This window comes from Streptomyces acidiscabies, assembly GCF_020010905.1.
Lineage (GTDB): Bacteria > Actinomycetota > Actinomycetes > Streptomycetales > Streptomycetaceae > Streptomyces > Streptomyces acidiscabies.
The window spans coordinates 4,234,001-4,250,512 of record NZ_JAGJBY010000001.1; the positions used below are offsets into that span (position 1 = coordinate 4,234,001).

At 68.8% G+C, this 16,512-nt stretch carries 10 protein-coding genes; 4 read left to right on the forward strand and 6 right to left on the reverse strand.

Going from position 1 to position 16,512, the window contains the following annotated elements:
- Nucleotides 1–106: 106 nt before the first annotated feature.
- From J8M50_RS19590 to J8M50_RS19605, 4 genes are all read right to left on the reverse strand, one after another.
- Nucleotides 107–679, reverse strand: coding sequence for a hypothetical protein (locus tag J8M50_RS19590; protein ID WP_010359343.1), 573 nt, complete (start codon nucleotides 677–679; stop codon nucleotides 107–109).
- 2 nt (nucleotides 680–681) lie between these two features.
- Nucleotides 682–4,311: an ALF repeat-containing protein gene (locus J8M50_RS19595; RefSeq protein WP_059042884.1), complete on the reverse strand. Its 3,630-nt coding sequence runs from the start codon at nucleotides 4,309–4,311 to the stop codon at nucleotides 682–684.
- A 183-nt stretch (nucleotides 4,312–4,494) separates the two neighbouring features.
- Nucleotides 4,495–6,057 carry a S1 family peptidase gene (locus J8M50_RS19600; protein WP_029184076.1) on the reverse strand — a complete coding sequence of 521 codons (1,563 nt, stop codon included), beginning with the start codon at nucleotides 6,055–6,057 and terminating at the stop codon, nucleotides 4,495–4,497.
- Nucleotides 6,058–6,112: 55 nt separating this feature from the next.
- Nucleotides 6,113–6,502, reverse strand: coding sequence for an LBP/BPI/CETP family protein (locus J8M50_RS19605; protein ID WP_010355270.1), 390 nt, complete (start codon nucleotides 6,500–6,502; stop codon nucleotides 6,113–6,115).
- A 229-nt stretch (nucleotides 6,503–6,731) separates the two neighbouring features.
- On the opposite strand from J8M50_RS19605, the gene J8M50_RS19610 reads away from it, so the two are divergent.
- The 4 genes from J8M50_RS19610 (at nucleotide 6,732) to J8M50_RS19625 (ending at nucleotide 10,670) form a co-directional block, all read left to right on the forward strand.
- Nucleotides 6,732–8,027: an ISAs1-like element IS1629 family transposase gene (locus J8M50_RS19610; protein WP_006378747.1), complete on the forward strand. Its 1,296-nt coding sequence runs from the start codon at nucleotides 6,732–6,734 to the stop codon at nucleotides 8,025–8,027.
- 552 nt (nucleotides 8,028–8,579) lie between these two features.
- Complete coding sequence (locus J8M50_RS19615) at nucleotides 8,580–9,524, forward strand: trypsin-like serine peptidase (RefSeq protein WP_050987270.1); 945 nt, start codon at nucleotides 8,580–8,582, stop codon at nucleotides 9,522–9,524.
- 97 nt (nucleotides 9,525–9,621) lie between these two features.
- On the forward strand, nucleotides 9,622–9,840 hold the full coding sequence (locus J8M50_RS19620) for a hypothetical protein (protein WP_040836955.1): 219 nt from the start codon (nucleotides 9,622–9,624) through the stop codon (nucleotides 9,838–9,840).
- A 467-nt stretch (nucleotides 9,841–10,307) separates the two neighbouring features.
- Nucleotides 10,308–10,670, forward strand: coding sequence for a hypothetical protein (locus J8M50_RS19625; protein ID WP_010355269.1), 363 nt, complete (start codon nucleotides 10,308–10,310; stop codon nucleotides 10,668–10,670).
- A gap of 405 nt (nucleotides 10,671–11,075) precedes the next feature.
- Here J8M50_RS19625 and J8M50_RS19630 read toward each other — a convergent pair whose 3' ends face one another.
- Together J8M50_RS19630 and J8M50_RS19635 are read right to left on the reverse strand one after the other, a co-directional pair.
- A complete protein-coding gene (locus J8M50_RS19630) occupies nucleotides 11,076–11,606 on the reverse strand; it encodes an SMI1/KNR4 family protein (protein ID WP_010355268.1) in 531 nt (176 codons plus the stop codon).
- A 19-nt stretch (nucleotides 11,607–11,625) separates the two neighbouring features.
- Entirely contained in the window at nucleotides 11,626–16,317 is a 4,692-nt protein-coding gene (locus J8M50_RS19635) for a DUF6531 domain-containing protein (protein WP_010355267.1), read from the reverse strand.
- Nucleotides 16,318–16,512 lie beyond the last annotated feature (195 nt).

The window sequence follows — 16,512 nt, forward strand, 5'->3', positions numbered from 1 at the left end:
CGGAAATCAAGCGATCAGGTTCGGTTCAGATACGGCTTCTGAGGCTGTAGTGCCAGCGCCTCCCGCCGACGAGGCTGGTGGGAGGCGCTGTCGAGGGTGTGGTGCTTCAGGTCGCGGTCACTCGTGTCAGATTCTTTCCTGCCGTTTCCCCCTGAAGGCGTGTCGAATTCGACATGACCTTTCTTGACAGCTCTTCGTTCAGAAGCAGTGGGTCGACATTCCCTGGAATTTCCGTACCGCCGTACAGCGCGAGCGAATCCCAGTCGTCGGCGTCGGTGATGCCCCGGTAGTCGCACACGAGTGCGAGGGTGGGTGTCGACACCTCAAGCACGGTCGAAATGACGGCAGAGGTGAACGTCTGGGCTTCTTCGGCGTTCAAGCCGTCCAGCCAGAATGTCTGGACTTCGCAGCCGAGCGGTTCGTACGCGTACGAGTCGACGACATTGACGTCAGCCGAGAGCCACCAGTTGATGCTGACGGACGGAAGTCTGAGTCCGATGATCAGGTCGAGTACCTCGAAGTCGAGGGGAACGTTATCGCCGTCGACGTTGATCACGCTCGGGGCCTTGGTGGCGGGGTGCGCCAGGGTGACGCTGTGTCGACCGAAAACGGCCACCTGGTCGGAAAGGACCGACTCGGCGCCCCTCTCCCGGTACCAGCGAATGAATCCGTCTCCCACTTTTACCCCTTCGGCATGTTGAACAGATGGACATTGTCGTTACCGAAGATCTTGCGGGCCTGGTTGATCGCTGTCTCGGGCGTGTTGGACGCGTCCAAGTAGTAGACGGCCTGCACTCCGGCCTCGTCGGCGGCGTACTTGTTGATTTTCAGTGCCTGTCCGAATTTCGAGGGGTTGGCTGCTTTGGCCCCTCCGCCCACGTAGACGTATTCGCCGTTCGGACCTATGACATCCAGGCCGCTGGAGCCTACATTGGGCATGACGATCTTGATGTCCTGGCCCTTGGCGTCCTTGGCGACCCTGCCGCCGATCAGGTCTGCCACGTACTCTTCTCTCTGCTTCCCCAGGGCTCCCGCCTCTGCGCCCCTGGAGGCGCCTGTACCGCGTGACGCGTCGTCGGCCTCACGGAGGGCCTGTCCGAGGCCGTCGCTGAAGCGGTCGATGCCGTCGGCGACACCGTAGGCTCCTCCAACCACCAGTGTTGTGCTGGCGGCGATGGCCGGGGCGCCGGCCAGGCAGCCGATCCCGGTGATGCACAGTGCGCCGCCGCCGAGGTCACCACCGGCACCGACACCGATGCTCAGGAGGCTGAGTCCGGTCTCCCCCATGCCCGCCCAGACATCCGGGTTGCCGAGGATCGCGGCGGTGTAGTCGCCGACAGTGTTGGCGGTGTCCTTGAGCCAGCCCGGTATCCAGCCGCTGTCGTCGTTCTGCTGGCCCTGCTGCTTCTTCTGCTCCTCGTACCACTGCTGCCACTGCTTCGCCGCCTCCTGCTGCTTGAGGACCGCGCTGTGGTACGCCTCGGTGGCCGCTTTGCGTGCGGTGACTGAGTCCTTGCCTGCTGCCGTGGCCGAGATCCGGGCGTTCTGGGACGCCGTCCAGGCGGCGTCGGCGGAGTCACGTGCCGAACTGGCCGAGTACTGCGCGGACGTGGCGGAGGTGACGGCCGACGCTGCCGCGTTCTCGGCGTTCAGTTGGGCGTTGCGGGCGGTGTTGGCCGAGGTGGCGGCGTCCTTGGCGGACTGGTCGGCCTGGGTGGCGTAGGTCTCGGCCTGGGTGGCGTACTTCTGGGCGTCTTTGGCGGACTGGTCGGCTTGCTTCGCGTATCCGGCGGCTTCGGTCGAGGCCTTGGCTGCGGTGGCGGCGGCTTTGCCCGCCTCGGCCGCGTTCTTCTGCGCGGTCGAGGCTGTGCCTGCCGCCTGGGCGATCAACCGCTGGATCTGGGCCTCGTGGACGGCGGTGAGCTGGTCCTGGCGCCGCGCCTTGTACTGGCCGACGGTGATGAAGGCATGGAGCAGGCCGGAGGGGCCTTCGAGGGCGATGTGCGCTGCGGCCTTCAGCTCCGGGCCGGTGCTCTGGTTGCCGGGGTCCACGAGCTGGGCGGCGCGGACACGTTCGTCCTGGGTACGGGCCTGTGTGTCACCTGAGGTGAGGAACTGGCGCAACGCATCGGGGGTGTCGGCGTCCAGGACGGTACGGCCGGCCTGCTGCTCGATCGGACCGGCGTTCGCGACAGTCTGCGCGACGGCGACGCGCATGCCCTGCTTCATGGCCTCGTACTGACCCGCTGCCAGGAACGCGCTCACTGTCGCGTCGTCGCCGTCCAGAGCCTTGGCGGCGGCAGCGCGTACGTCCACGGAACCGGCGAGCAGAGCGAGGTTCTCGACGTCCTCGCGGTCGTCCTGGCCGGCGGCGTCGGTGCGGTCGGTGCGGATGTACGCGGTGATGTCGTCGTCGGAGTCGGCCAGGGCCACGAGGGCTGCGGACTGGCTCCACGGGCGGCCGGTCTTGGCGGTCGCCAGGGCCACCTTCCGGGCCTCGGGTGCGATTTTTGCCGGGTCCGCGCCCGGTTGAGCGGCCTGGTCGGCGAGCTTGTCCGCCTGGGCCTGGAGGTCCTTGGCCTGCTGGACGGCGGCTTGCTGCGCTGCGACGCGCTGGTCCTCCTGGGTCTTGAGGTCCTCGGCCCGGGCGATGGACTCGTTGGTCCGCGCGGTCAGCTGCGCGGCGTCGATCCGGACGGCAAGGCCGTGGATCTTCTGGGCCTGGGAGACGGCCGCGCTCGCGGCGTCGGCGGCCTTCTTCGCTTCCTTGGCATGAGCTGCGGACTGCTGGGCCGCGGTCGCCGCCTGTCCGGCGTGGGCCGCGGCGTCGTCGGCCGCCTTGGCAGCGTTCTCCGCGTGGGTGGCCGCGCCGTTCGCGGCGTCGCGGGCGTCCGCGGCGTCGGACGCCGCTTCGTTGGCCAAGGAGACGGCTGCGTCCGCCGCACGGGTCGCCTCGCGGGCGTGCCGGTGCGCGGCAGCGGCGGCGTTCTGTGCCTGGGCGGAGTGGACACCGGCCTGGTCGGCAAGGGTGTTCGCCTGGTCGGCCGCGTCCGCGGCGGCGTCGGCGTCACTGCCGGCGCCGCTTGCGTCCTTCGCGGCGTCGGCGGCCGAAGCCGCGGCGGTGTGAGCCGAGTCGGCGGCCGTGGCGGCGGCACGGGCACCTGCGGCGGCGTCCCGCGCGTCCTGGGCCGCCTTGCGGGCGGTGGCTGCCTGGCCGGCGTTGATGGCCGCGTTCGCGGCGGCGTCCCGGGCGCGGGAGGCCGCCTCGGCGGCGCCGGACGCCGCTGAGGCTGCTGCCGAGGCGGCGTTCGCGGCGACGTGGGCGGCGTCGGTGGCGGCCTGAGCGGCGGTGATGGCTGTCTGTGCCGCGTCGGCGGCCTGCTGGGCCGCTGATGCGGCTCGGGCCGCGGCAGCCGCCGCGTGCTGGGTGTCCTTCTGCGCCGCCTGGGTCTGCGCGGCGGCCGTCTGCGCGGCTGCCTTGGCGAGCTTGGCCGCCTTCACCGCGCGGGCGGAGGCGTCCTTGGCGGCCCGGGTCTGCTGCCCGGCCAGCTTGCCGGCCTTCGCCGCCTGGTCGGCGAGCTGGGCGATCGTGGCGTGTTCCTGGTCATGGGCGCGGGCCACGTACTGGCCGACCTGGAGGAACTCGTGGATGTCGTCCGGCGAGCCGTCCAGCGCGATCCTGCCCGCCGCCACCACGTTCGAGCCGGCCCCGCTGAGGATCTGCGCGACCTGGACGCGCTCGTCCTGCTCGCGCCGGTCGAACTGCCCGTCGGAGAGGAAGGCGCTGATTTTTGCGGGGGAGTCGCTGTCGAGCGCGGCCTGGCCCGCCTTCTGGACCTCGGGGCCGCCCGCGTCGATGATCTGCGCGATACGCACCCGCTGGTCCTGGAGCAGCGGAGCCTTCCAGCCGTCCGTGAGGAACGCCTTCAGGGTGTCCGGCGAGTTGCTGTCGAGGGCCTTGGCTGCGGCGTCCTGGAGGCTGAGGCCACCGATGCTCGCGACCTGGGCGGTCGCGACGCGGTCGTCCTGGAACTGGAGATCGGAAGCCTGGGCCAGGAATGTCCTGACGTCGGCGTCGCCTCCGATGAGGGCCACCTCCGCAGCAGCCTTCACGCCCGGACCGCCCGACTCCCACAGGCGTACGACCTTGGCCCGGTCGGTGTCCGGAAGAGGGCTGCTGTCACCGCTGCCCGGTGTGGGGCTGTCGGCGCTGGCGGGGCTGGGGGCGGGGCCCAGCAGACCCAGCACGAGTGCGCCGGGCAGCAGGCCCAGACACAGCGCGCGCAACGCACGCCGATGGCCTTTCGCCATGGCTCCCCGTGAGCGTCGTGGATGTATCACTGCCAACTCTCTTCATGAGATGGGGGAATGCTTGGAGATGCGCACCGCGCCGGGTCCGCGAGCGTGGTCAGCGCTCGTGGACCCGGCGCGGTGGGATGTGCGAGGGGAGAGGCCGTAGGCAGGGCCGTCTCCTCGAAAGCTGTACGGGTGACGTCAGCCGGTGGTGAGGGGTGTTTCGGCGTGGAGGCCGTTGGCATCGACACCGGGGAAGAGGCTGAGACGGCCGTCGCTCCAGCGGACGAGAACGTCGTCGGCGCTGGTGTTGGCGGTGAACGCGCCCGCGGTGACGAGAACGGCGTCCTTCCAAGGGGAGTTCGCGGGACGCAGCCGGGTCTCGTGAGGAAGGCCACCGGCGGTGAGGCCGGGGTAGAGGGTGGTCTCGCCGTCGCTCCAGCGCACGATCACGTCGTCGGTGGCACTGCTGGTGAAGGAGCCCGCGGTGAGCTGGCCGGCATGGGGCCAGACCGTGTTCTTGGGAGTGATCTGGGTCTGCTTGCGCAGGCCGTTCGCGGTGAGGTGGGTGAAGAGGGAGACATGACCGTCGTCGAAGGTGACGAGGAGATCGTCCCGGTCGGTACCGGCAGTGAAGTGCCCCCCGGCCATCAGCCGGGCCTGGTCGCGCCACAGAGCGGTACCCGGCGCGGCGAGCTGCTTCTCTCCGTGGAAACCCTTGGCGTCGACGTTCGTGTAGAGGGTCATCTCGCCGTCGATCCAGCGCACAACCAGCCCTTCGGCCGTCCCGCCGGTGTCGACCGCGGTCATCGAGACGGCCTTGGCCCAGATGCTCTTGCTCGCCGCGAGCCGGTACTCCGCGGCGAAAGGATGCGCGGGATCGTTACTGCTCCCGCCCTGGTAGAGGGTGACCTCGCCGTCGTCCCACCGCACGATCAGATCCATGTGACGGGAGCCGCCGGGAGAACCGCCGGTGAAGTAACCCGCCGTCATCCCTACCGCATGCTTCCACGGCGCACCGGCGAAAGCGGGGTGGTAGACGATCTGCTGTACCCAGCCGGCAAGGTCGTCCACCCGGGCCGCCACGGCTCCGGTACGGGTCTCGGCCGGATCGGTACCCAGGCAACCTCCTTGCCAGGAGAGGCTGCTGACCGCACTGACTGCCGTGTGGCCGCCCGCGCTGCTCACGATCGGGCCACCGGTGTCGCCCTTGCAGATCGCGCCGCTGTCCGGTTTGCCCGCCAAGCCCACCGTGGTGGCCGTGATGTTCTCCAGGCTGAACGCGGCGGCGTGCACCTGGCCGGGCACCCACTCGTCGTGTGTGCGGCCGAATCCCGCGGCCTGGACCTCGTCTCCGGCAACCGGCGCGGTGCCGGTCACCGGGAGGGGAGTGACGCCGGTGACCGGTGCGGCGAGTTGAGCCATCACCACGTCACGGTCGGCGCGGGGCACCAGGTTCACCACTTGCTGGGTGCTGCCGCCGATGGTGGCGGTGGTCTTCGCCTTCGGGGCGCCGGCGGTGAGCGCGGAGCCGGAGGCGTCGGTGAAACAGCTTGCGGCGGTCAGTAGCCACTGGGGGGAGACAAGGGTGGCGGAGCAGCCGCGCCCGTCGCCGATGTCAAGTCGTGCGGTCGCGACCGACACGGTGTCAGGGGCCGCAGGGCCTGAAACGGCTCCTGCGGGAGTGCAGGCCAGGACGGTAGCCAGGGAGGTGACGGCGAGAAGGCCGCCGGTCCACGCGGCGCGGGGACGAGAGCCGGGCATGAGGTTCCTCGGAAAAGGTGCGGAAGTGAAGGGGATCCGGGCAGGTGACGGCGGATCAGCCGGTGACCCGCAGTTTCAGCAGCACGGCGGGTGTACCGCCGGCCACCCCCTCACCCACGCTCTGGAAGCTGTTCTTGGCCACGGCCACGGTCTTGGTCGGCGCCGAGGGATCGTCCTGGGGCTTGAGGTCGGCGCTGATGGGGTGATCGGCGGTCTCCAGCGCGAAGATGCGCGGGAGTTCGAGATCGAGGTAGCCGCTCTTCGCGGTGACCTTGAAGCAGTACGTGCCCTGGGAGCTTCCATCGGAGCCCTGCACGGTCTGGACCCTGATCTGTGAGCTTGCGCTGTCACAAGCGGCGAGGGTGATGTGCCCGTCGCCCCTGATCAGCTTGATGCCCTTCTCCCGCTGGATCTGGTCCGCGTTCGGGTAGGAGAAGTCCTCCACCGCGGATGGCGGGGTGGCCTCAGTGGTTCCCCCTGTCGGTTGCGGGTCGGCACTCGCAAGTACCGGAACACCGACGAGTGCCACGAGGGCGGCGATCCCCAGGGCCCCGGCGTTTGCCCGGATCGCCCCGGCCTGGGCCGGTTGATCATGCTGGCGGGCCTCGGAAGCAGATGAACACGGCACCTGTGGATCATGGAGTTCTCTACGCTGCAAGATCCACGAAGGTGCCGTGTTCGTTCCTCCATCATCCCCTGCCGTCGTTCCCGTCTCTCCGGCGCCCCGCCTGGAGGCCCTCGGCTCGGATGCCGCGCGAGACCAAGTCCGCGGCCTGGTTGCCGAGTTCGAGTCGGTCACCGATCCTCGCGGGGCGTGCGGGGTGCGCTACCGGGTCTCCTCGCTGCTGGCCCTGGTGGTCTGTGCGATGACCCCGGCGGGCCATGACTCCATCACCGCGGCGGCGGAGTGGTGCCGACGTGCGACGCCTGAGGAACTGGCCGCTTTCGGTCTGCCCTACCATCCGTTGCGCGGCCGCTACCGGATCCCGAGCGAGAAGACCTTGCGCACCGTTCTGGGGCGGCTCGATCCCGGTGAGGTCAGCGCGGCCGGCTACGACCACCTGCGGCCCCTGCTGTCCACGGTGTCCCACTCTCCCGAGCCGCTCATGCCCGACGGCGGCATCGAACGCGAACAGCGCCGCGCCCACCGGGCGGCCGCCCGCGCCGAACCGGTGCGCTCCCGGCGCCGGGCCATCGCGGTGGACGGCAAGTGCCTGCGCAGTGCGAAGCGCCCGGACGGCAGCCGCGTCTTCGTGCTCTCCGCCGTCCGGCACGGCGACGGCATCACCCTCGCCTCCCGCGAGATCGGCGCGAAGACCAACGAAATCCCCGAGTTCCAACCCCTGCTCGACCAGCTCGACGACGCCGATCTCAAGGGGGCCGTCGTCACCGCCGACGCCCTCCACGCCCAACGCGACCACGCCACCTACCTGCACGAACGCGGCGCCCACTACCTGCTGACCATCAAGAACAACCAGCGCGGCCAAGCCCGTCAGCTCCACGCCCTGCCCTGGAAGGAGATCCCCGTCATCCACCGTGACGACGCCCGCGGCCACGGCCGCCACGAACAGCGTCTCGTCCAGGTCGTCACCGTCAACGGCCTGCTCTTTCCCCACGCGGCCCAGGTCCTGCGCATCCAGCGCAGACGCCGTCTCTACGGAGCGAAGAAGTGGTCCAGCGAGACCGTCTACGCCATCACCGACCTGCCCGCCGAGGAAGCGAGTGCCGCCGAGATCGCTTCATGGGCTCGCGGGCACTGGACCGTGGAGAACACCGTCCACTGGTGTCGGGATGTGACCTTCAACGAGGACAAGTCCCAGGTCAGGACCCACAACACGCCCTCAGTCCTCGCCGCCGTCCGCGACCTGATCCGCGGTGCGCTCAAGCTTGCCGGGTACGTCAACACCGCCGCCGGCCGCCGAGCCCACACCGAACGCACCCTCGTCCTCAGCCTCTACGGCATCACATGATCAAACCGGACGACCCGGGCAAACGCCGGGGCCCTGCGGCGATCCCCGCGAGCGGAAGCGTCCTGCGTAGTCCAGGAGTCACCCGAGTTCCTTTCGGGCATGGGTGACGGCACATCTACGGCCCCCCCATACACAGATGTAAAGCAAAAAGTGGTCGAAGGAGACGCTAGAACATCCTTGCGAGGTGAAGAAACATGACGACAATCACGGTAAGTTCATGGAAAGCACAGATAAATCTCATACTTGAGCCGAGGCGTTGTGGCGCATGGCCCGATTTGAGGGGCCCTTACTGCTGATGCCGTCTCAACTCACGGTGATTTACCGTTTTCATGGCGAAGGCTGACCGGAATCGAAGGTTGGGCGGATAACGTCGCGGCGTTTGCCGTTCGGTGTCCTGCTTGAGGTGAGAAGACGGTCCCCCTTGCGTTTCAGACATGGATGGCTGTCGGCTCTGGTGCTCGGGTTGAGCGTGGGCGCGCTGGGTGCTGGTAGGCATCCGCCGCCCCCGGACCGAACCTGCGTGAGGAGGAGCGGTACTGGACGGCGGACCGCATGGTCGACGCCGTCCCCGCCGAGGCCGCACCGCCCGCAGCTCACGCCGTGCCGCACACCCTCGACGGCAGGACCGCCGGTCGGACGGCCCCGGCCGGTACCCCCAACCCCGAGCACTTCGCGGGGCATTCGACGGTCGGGACGTTCTTCTTCGACAGCAAGCCACTTGGCGGCAGGAGCACCTTCTGCACGGGGAGTGTCGTCCACACGGCGGCCAAGGACATCGTGCTGACCGCAGGGCACTGTGCGCTGGGCATGGTGAAGGCCACGCACCGGATCTTCGTGCCGAAGTACGTCAGCGGTAAGCCGGCAGCCGCGCAGCCTTACGGGGTTTTCCCGGTGACGCGGCTGTACATCGACCCCCGGTACGAGGCGAACACCAAGAAGCCCGTCTCCGACCTCGATCTGGCGTTCGTGCAGGCGGGTTCCGACGGCCGGGGCCGGAAGGTGGAGGACGTCACGGGGGCGTTGACGTTCACCCCGTCCACCGGATACGCGCGCAAGGTCGCTGTCCTCGGCTATCCCGGCGCCGACAGCGTCAACCCACAGCACGCGCCGATCCGTTGCCCCGTCGTCACCACGCGGCTGGCGGGGTACGGGCAGCTGAGCATGGCCTGCACCGGCTTCTACGGCGGCGTCTCCGGCGGACCCTGGATCGAGGGCTACGACCCCGTCCGCGGGACCGGCAGGGTCATAGGCGTCACCGGTGGCTACAACGGCGGCGGCAACGACACCAATGACCACTGGGTGAGCTACGCGCCGCTCTTCGGCAAGGACGCCAAGGCCCTCTTCGACGACGCTGCCGCGCACCGCACGGTGAGCCCGAGGCCGCCGTACCGGCCGCCGACGCTCGACCTCACCCCCACCACCTGGAAACACGCGGTGGGTATGGCCGCCGGCTACTACACGGGGGTTCTCCCGGAGGCTCCCGTCACATGGATCTGATCGTGCGGTGGGGCGACGGTGAGGTCACCCTCTACCAGGGCGGGAGCAGCAACTCGCCACGCCCGGCAGCGCGCTGAGGTGTGACGACGCTCGCCTGATGACCGGCGGACGCTTCATGCCGGGCGGCAACCGCGACGACCTCCTCGTCACCTTCAAGGACGGTCACGTCTCTCTCTTCACCGACCTGGCCGCGAACGGGCTGGGGAAGCAGACGCAGATCACCCCCACGAACGCCGTCTGGCCCCACGCCGGCCAGCTCACCACACCGGTTCCTTCACCGGGAGCCCCCGGACGACGTCCTCGTCCGCTGGAGTGATGGGCGGCTCAGCCTGTTCACGGGGGTGGACGGCAAGGGGCTGCACGGGGAGACCGTCCTCACCGCCGAGTGAGGGTCAGCCGGGAGGCGTAGTTGCGGGCGCTGGGGGACCTCGTCAAGGGGCGTGACGTCCTGTGTCGGACCTGTGGGCGGCGCCGGCCGCGAGTGCGGTACGTCGCCGACACCGGCAGCCGGGTCGGCTACGCGTTGTATCAGTGTGCCCATGTTGACGTTGTGGCGAAAACGAATAGTCGGCCGAATTGAGTGAATATGTGCTCAAATCCCTGTTCCCTCTTTGAAGTTGGAGCATGGCGGGCGCTGTTCGCACCTTGCAGTGGGAGCGGGGTAGGGGGGCGGCATGTACGCGGATCATCGCAATGGCCTGGTGACGAAGGGGGCGGGCGGCTGGAAGGTGGCGCGGTTCGCAGTTGAGGCGGTGGGGACGTGTGAGGCGGACAGCCGCAGTCGTGGGCGTGTCCCTTGCCGCCGTGGCGGTGACCGCGACTCCTGCCGTGGGCGGCGACTGGTGGGGGTCGGTCCAGTGCGGCCAGAGCGAACCGCCCAAGAAGAGGCGAGAGGCTACCGGTCCGGACGGAACGGCCGACGGACGTGGTGCGGACGTCGTACGACGGCGGGATGGGCAGCAGCAGGACGGCGGGGCCTCGCAGCCGTCCCCGGCGCAGCTCGCTCAAGTCGCGCGTGAGCAGCTCCGGTTGCCGTCGCCGCGGATCGAGGCGAGTCCGGTGGTTGAGCAGTTGGTGCAGCTGCCGACCTGGTTGTGGCTGGACCGGCAGGTGTTGGCGACGCTGTCGGTTCAGGGGTGTCGGTGACGGCAGTGGCGAGGCCGATCTCGGTCGTGTGGAATCTGGGCGACGGCGACACGGTGACGTGCGGCGGCCCTTGGACGCCGTACGACGCGAGCGTGGACCCGAAGAGTCCGCCCCCAGACTGCGGTTACACGTACCGTACGTCGGCCGGGTGAGGCGTACGCGGTGTCCGCGACGGTGACCTGGTCCGGTGCCGGCCCGGCCGCGTGATCCTCTCCGGCATCGCCTCCGTCGACTCCTCATCGGCCTGCGCCGCCGCACCCCTGGCTGACGCGGGCCTGCACGACCAACACGGCCCTGACGAATGAAGGAACGTCCCGTTAGCTGGGCTCTAAGCTTCTACGGCTTGACGATCTGTAGAAGCTTCAGAGTCGTTCACCGACGTCATGGCGCCATTGCGCCGGGCGCCTACATCTCTCGGGCCGGGCGGAACTCGTGCTGGGGCTGGGGGAACTGGCTCCAGAGGACCTCGGAGGTGATGTCTCCGTCCAGGGCGGAGGCGAGGAAGCGGGTGACGGTCATGTCGTAGCGCTCCCAGTCGGAGTCGCCGTTGATGAGGATGGGGCGGCTGTCGGGGTCGTCGCCGGGCTGGACGAGCCAGTAGAGGTACTCCCCGTTGTCGGTGGTCGCCCAGCAGACGAGGCGGTTGCCGTCGGGTTCCATCTCGGCGGGCTTGTCGTCGTACTGCCACAGGGAGGCGTTGGCCTCCTCCCGCTCCGCGGAGATCTTGAGCTGGTCGTAGACGTCGTTGGGGCAGCCGGGTTCGAGGAGCAGCAGGTAGTTGTCGATGGCTCCTCCGCCGTAGGCGGCGATGAGTTCTTTGTAGTCCGCGGGCAGCGTGGTGCGCAGGGTGGTTTCGGCGGTGTCCCAGGCGAGGGTCCGGCCGTCGGTGGAGGGGAGGGGGAGTAGTTCGGTGAGGCGGGTCAGGTCGGGGGTCATCGGGGGAGGGGTCCTTTCTTCACCGTTTCCGGTTCCAGATCGTGAAGATGTTGGTTCCGTCGGCGTTGCTGCCGTGCGGGTGCATCTGGAAGCCGTTGCTGCCGTGGGCCTCGATGGTCACGCCGAGGGGGATCTTCGCATGGTGGTCGGCGTAGATCGGAGTCACGCTGTACTGGATGATCTCGTTGTCGTTCTTCACGGCGTTGCGGATCTGGAGTTCGACCTGCCGCATGACGGGTGAGTTGGCGTAGCTGTGCATGGTGACGAAGTTCCGCGGGTCCTTGTTGGAGCCACCGATCATCGCGGCGAGCAGGTGCGCGCGGTTGTATCCCTGCCCTGAGGCCCATCCGGCGGGGTCCACGCTGGGGTTGGTCTTCCCGCCGAGCATGTCGCCGGTGATGGTGGCGTGCATGGACGTGGCCCGGTTGTGGGGGCCGAGCGCGCCGTACTGGACCCGGTCGCCCCAGGTGACGTCGTTCTCGTCGCACGGGGTGAGGCCCAGGGGGTCGCTGAGGGAGTGGGGGTTGTCGACGTAGGCCAGGGGGTTGGGGGAGGGGAGCAGGCCCAGGGGGTCCGGCGTGAGGTAGCGGGCGGATTCCGGGTCGTAGTGGCGGTGGTAGTTGTAGTGCAGTCCGGTTTCGGGGTCGTAGTACTGGCCCGGGAATCGCAGGGGGGTGTAGGCGCTGGCGTCCTTGTTCCAGGTGGTGGTGCCCCAGAGCGTGGCCCGGGTGCGCCAGGCGACGGTGCCGGTCTCGTCGACCAGTTCGGTCAGCGTTCCGATCTGATCGGTGACGATCGCGAAGAACCGCTGGTCGATGACGTCTTGGGGTGCGTGGACGAGCGCTTTGGTCTCGGTCTGGGTGATCGGGGTGCGACCGTCGTGGTCCCAGGTGAGGGTGAGCTGTTCGGGGGCGTCGGGTGTGCTGGTGGTCTGTTCGCAGAGGGTGGCGCCGTCCCAGGTGAAGGAGGTGCGTTCGAGGACGGTCGTGCCGTCGTCGGCCATGCGGAGTTTCGCGGTCCGTCGGCCGAGTGCGTCGTAGGTGTAGTGCCAGAGGGTGCCGTCGGGGGTGGTGACGGCGACGAGCTGGTCCTCGGCGTTCCACTCGTAGCGCCAGGTGTCGGGTTTCCGGGACAGGCGGGTCTTCTGGCGCAGGACGATCCGTCCCAGTGCGTCGTGCTCGTAGCGGACGTGGCCGGCGCGGGTGATGCGGGTTCCGTCGTAGGCACGTGGGCCGGTCGCGTCCTGCCCGGGGTGTCGGGTCGGCCAGGCTGCGGTGGTCTGGTTGCCCGTCGCGTCGTAGTTGTAGCTCTCGTTCCAGTGTGTGCCGTGGACGGCGGTGACGCGTCCGGCCGGGTCCAGGTCGAACTGCCGGAGACCGGTGTGCAGGTCCTCGGCACTGGTGAGGTGGCCGTCCGCGCGATGTGTGTACGTCCTGCGCTGGACCAGTCGTCGGTCGCTGCCGGCGGTGACGGTCTGGCCGGTGAGCAGGCCCGAGACGCCGTAGCTGCTCGTCACGGTCGTGAACTGGCCGATGTCGCGGACGAGTTCGCGTCCCGCCGGGTCGTGGGTGAAGCCGACAGTCCGTCCGGACACCGTCATGCGGACCGGGTTGACGGTGTCATGCTCCCAGGCGGTGACCGCTCCTGACGGGGTGGTTCGTGTCCGGCGTCGGCCGGTGCTGTCGTAGGTCAGGTGCAGTTCGGCGCCGTCCACGGTCTGGGTGGTCGGGCGGCCGACGGTGTCGTAGGCGAACTCCAGGACGGTGTCCTGGGTGGTGGCGCGGGTGAGACGTGAGGCGGCGTCGTACGCGTAGGAGGTACGGATGCCGGGTGCAGTCTTGCCGGTCAGGCGACCGGCCTCGTCGAAGGTGTACGTGAGGGTCTCGCCCGCCGCGTTCGTACGGGTCGTGGGCCGACCTGCCGCGTCGTAGGCGCAGCGGCTGGTGCGGCCGTCGAAGTCGGTCTCGGCGATCAGGTGGCCGACCGCGTCGTAGACGTAACTCCACGTCTGTCCGAGGGAGTTGGTGACCTGAGTGAGGCGCTGTTCTGTGTCGTGGTGAAAGCGGTGCCCGGTGCCGTCCGGAGCAGTCCGTGACAGCGGCAGGTCGAAGGGACCGTAGGAGAAGAGGGTGCAGGCGCCGAGGGGGTCGCGGTGGCTGGTGCGGTTGCCTTCGCCGTCCCAGGCCCATTGCTCGGTGCTCCCGTCGGCGGTGGTGCGCTGGACCAGGCGCCCTTCGTCGTCCCAGACCAGCGTGGTGGCGTGGCCGAGTGGGTCGGTGAGTTCGACGGCGCGTCCCAAGGCGTCGTACCGGGCGGTGGTCGTCGACTGCCGGGGATCGCGGATCTCGGTGGGCAGACCTGCTGGATTCCTTTGTACGGTCGTCGTCGCGCCGAGTGGGTCGGTCACCTGCGTCACGGCGCCTGCCGCGTCGTGGGTGAACGTGTGGGTCGCCCCGTCCGCGTTGATGAGGGCGGTGCGGTTTCCGCGGGAGTCGAAGCGCTGGAGGACACGTGCGCCGTCGGGGCCGGTCAGTTCCACCGGCAGGTGCAGATCGTTGTACGCGATGCGGGTTCCTGCCCCGCCGGGCTCGGTGACGTGGGTCAGATCCCCGCCGGTCCATTCCCAGCGAGTGGTGCGGCCCAGGGGATCGGTACGGGTGAGGAGGTGGTCGCGGTTGTCCCAGGTCTGGGTGGTGGTGTTGCCGAGGGGGTCGGTGATCGCGATGATCTGGCCGTGCGGGTTGGCGAGGTAGCGGGTGGTGCGGCCGAGGGAGTCGGTGTAGGTGGCGGTGGTGACGCCGCTGTTGTCCGGACCTGTGTACGCGATGGTCGAGTTGAGGATGCCGTCGGTGCCCCGGGTGGCGGTCACCCGGCCCTGTACGTCGTACTCGTAGGCGAACGTCGTGCCGTTGGAGTCGCACCAGCCGGTGATCCGGTGTTCGCCGTCGTAGGTCAGGTGCAGCGGGGCGTCGACGGCGTTGCGGACCTCGGTGAGGTCGGCGCTGGTCTCGTCGTAGGCGAACGTGCGCAGAGCGGTGGGAGAGTCCTCGGTGAGGGCGTGCAGGGCGGTTATTCGGATCTGATCGGCCGTGGTGGCGGTGGTGATCCGGAGGCGGTAGCCGCCGGTGTGGGTGACGGCGAGCGGGGCGTCGTTCTCGCCTCGCTCGACGGCGATGACGTTGTGGTTGCGGTCCTCGATCGCTGCCAGCCACCAGATGTCCGAGTCCGTGGTGGCGGGTTCGAAGTGACGGGTCAGACCGGTGAAAGGATTCTCCACGGACAGGATGTACGAGGTGCCGTGCGTGACGTAGGTCAGGGGCAGGGGTGTGCCGACGACGGGGAGGACCCGGTCGCCGGGGAGATCCGGGCGGCGGGGATAGACCAGGACCGAGCCGTCCTCCCGGTACCACCAGATCCTGCCCGACGTCTTGTTGTCGACCAGCCGTTCGTCCAGGGTGGACGCCCACGAGGGGCCGAAGAAGCGTCCCGCCCGGTAGTCGCTGAGGTGGGTGCGGCGCAGGGTCAGCGGAAGGACACCCGGCAGGTCCGCATCGGTCTGCGTGAGCATCATCTGGCCGCTGGCCATGTCGATCGGATCGCCGCACCATTCCCTGTTGTCGAGAGCGTGGGACTGGCGGGAGAGCTTCACCTGGTCGATCTTCAGACCGTCGTCACTCTTGCGGCCGGAGGCGGGAATGCCCCCGTGCCCCTCCGAGCCATCCCCCTTGCCGTTGTGCTTGCCGACATCGACGCTCCTCGCCCGGTCGGCGACGCCGAGGTCGGTGTTCTTGTGCAGCCGCGAAGCCGCACGCGTGCGCTCCGGGATCGTCTCCGTGATGTGCTTGGCGACCTTGTCGAGGGCCTTCTCCGTACCCTTCAACCCGCCGTGCAGCACACTGTCGAACGCCTGCGTGAACGGGTCCCGGCCCTTGCTCCGCCCGAACGCACCCCTGGCCCGCCCCAGCGGCGAGGACGCCGCCACCCGCAACTCCCCACCGTGCCACGCGACTTTCCCCGCACCGCCCTCGAACTCGGTGTGATCGATCCGGGTGACCTTCTCCGCACCGCCTCCGCCACTGCCGCCTCCGGCCGAGGCGATCTGCATACCGCCGTGCCCGCCGGCGCTGTCCGGCATCGAGAACGCGCCCTCCGCCAGATCGAGCACCATGTCCTCGACCATCGCCTCCAGCTTCGCGTTGACCGGCTCCGTCACCTTCGCGATCACCTCGTCGACGATCCGGTCCACCGCCTCGTCGACGATCCGCTTGACCACCTGCCGCATCGCCGCGATCTCCGCCGCGCCCAGCACCGCCGACAGACCCCCCGTCACCCACGCCAGCCCGATGGACAGGCCCACCGACCCCGCCATGATCGCGAGTTCGGCCTCCGCCTTCGTCTTCATCCCGAAGACAATGTCCGCCAGGACATCGCACGCGTCCGCGAACAGCCGCGCCAGCTCGGGGAGTTTCTCCAGATGACCGGCCTTCACCTGGCCCCAGTGCCGCTCCATCGCGTCCACGGCCCAGCCCTCGGACGACGACAGGATCCGCGCGAACGCCAGATGCGCGTCCGCGCCATGCCCCTCGAAGTTCTCCGCGAACTCCCGCATCGCCGTGGCCATCTCGCGGTAATCGTCCTCATCCACGTTCGGGAACTTGATCCCGATGAAGTCCAGAACCTCATCCAGCCAACCCGGAATCGTGTAACCCATCCCCGTGAGCCCTTCTTGCCGCCCTGCGTTCGCTTGTTCGGATCTCGTTCAAGCGTTGCGGTCGAGAACCCTAGTAGGCGAGGACGCCACCCGCACAAGCAGACGAAGAGCATCTGGTTCAAGCGACGGGCTATCCCGGTATCGAAGAGGCAAGAACGCGAGGAGAGACTTCAGGAGGGCCGGTTACACCCGTGC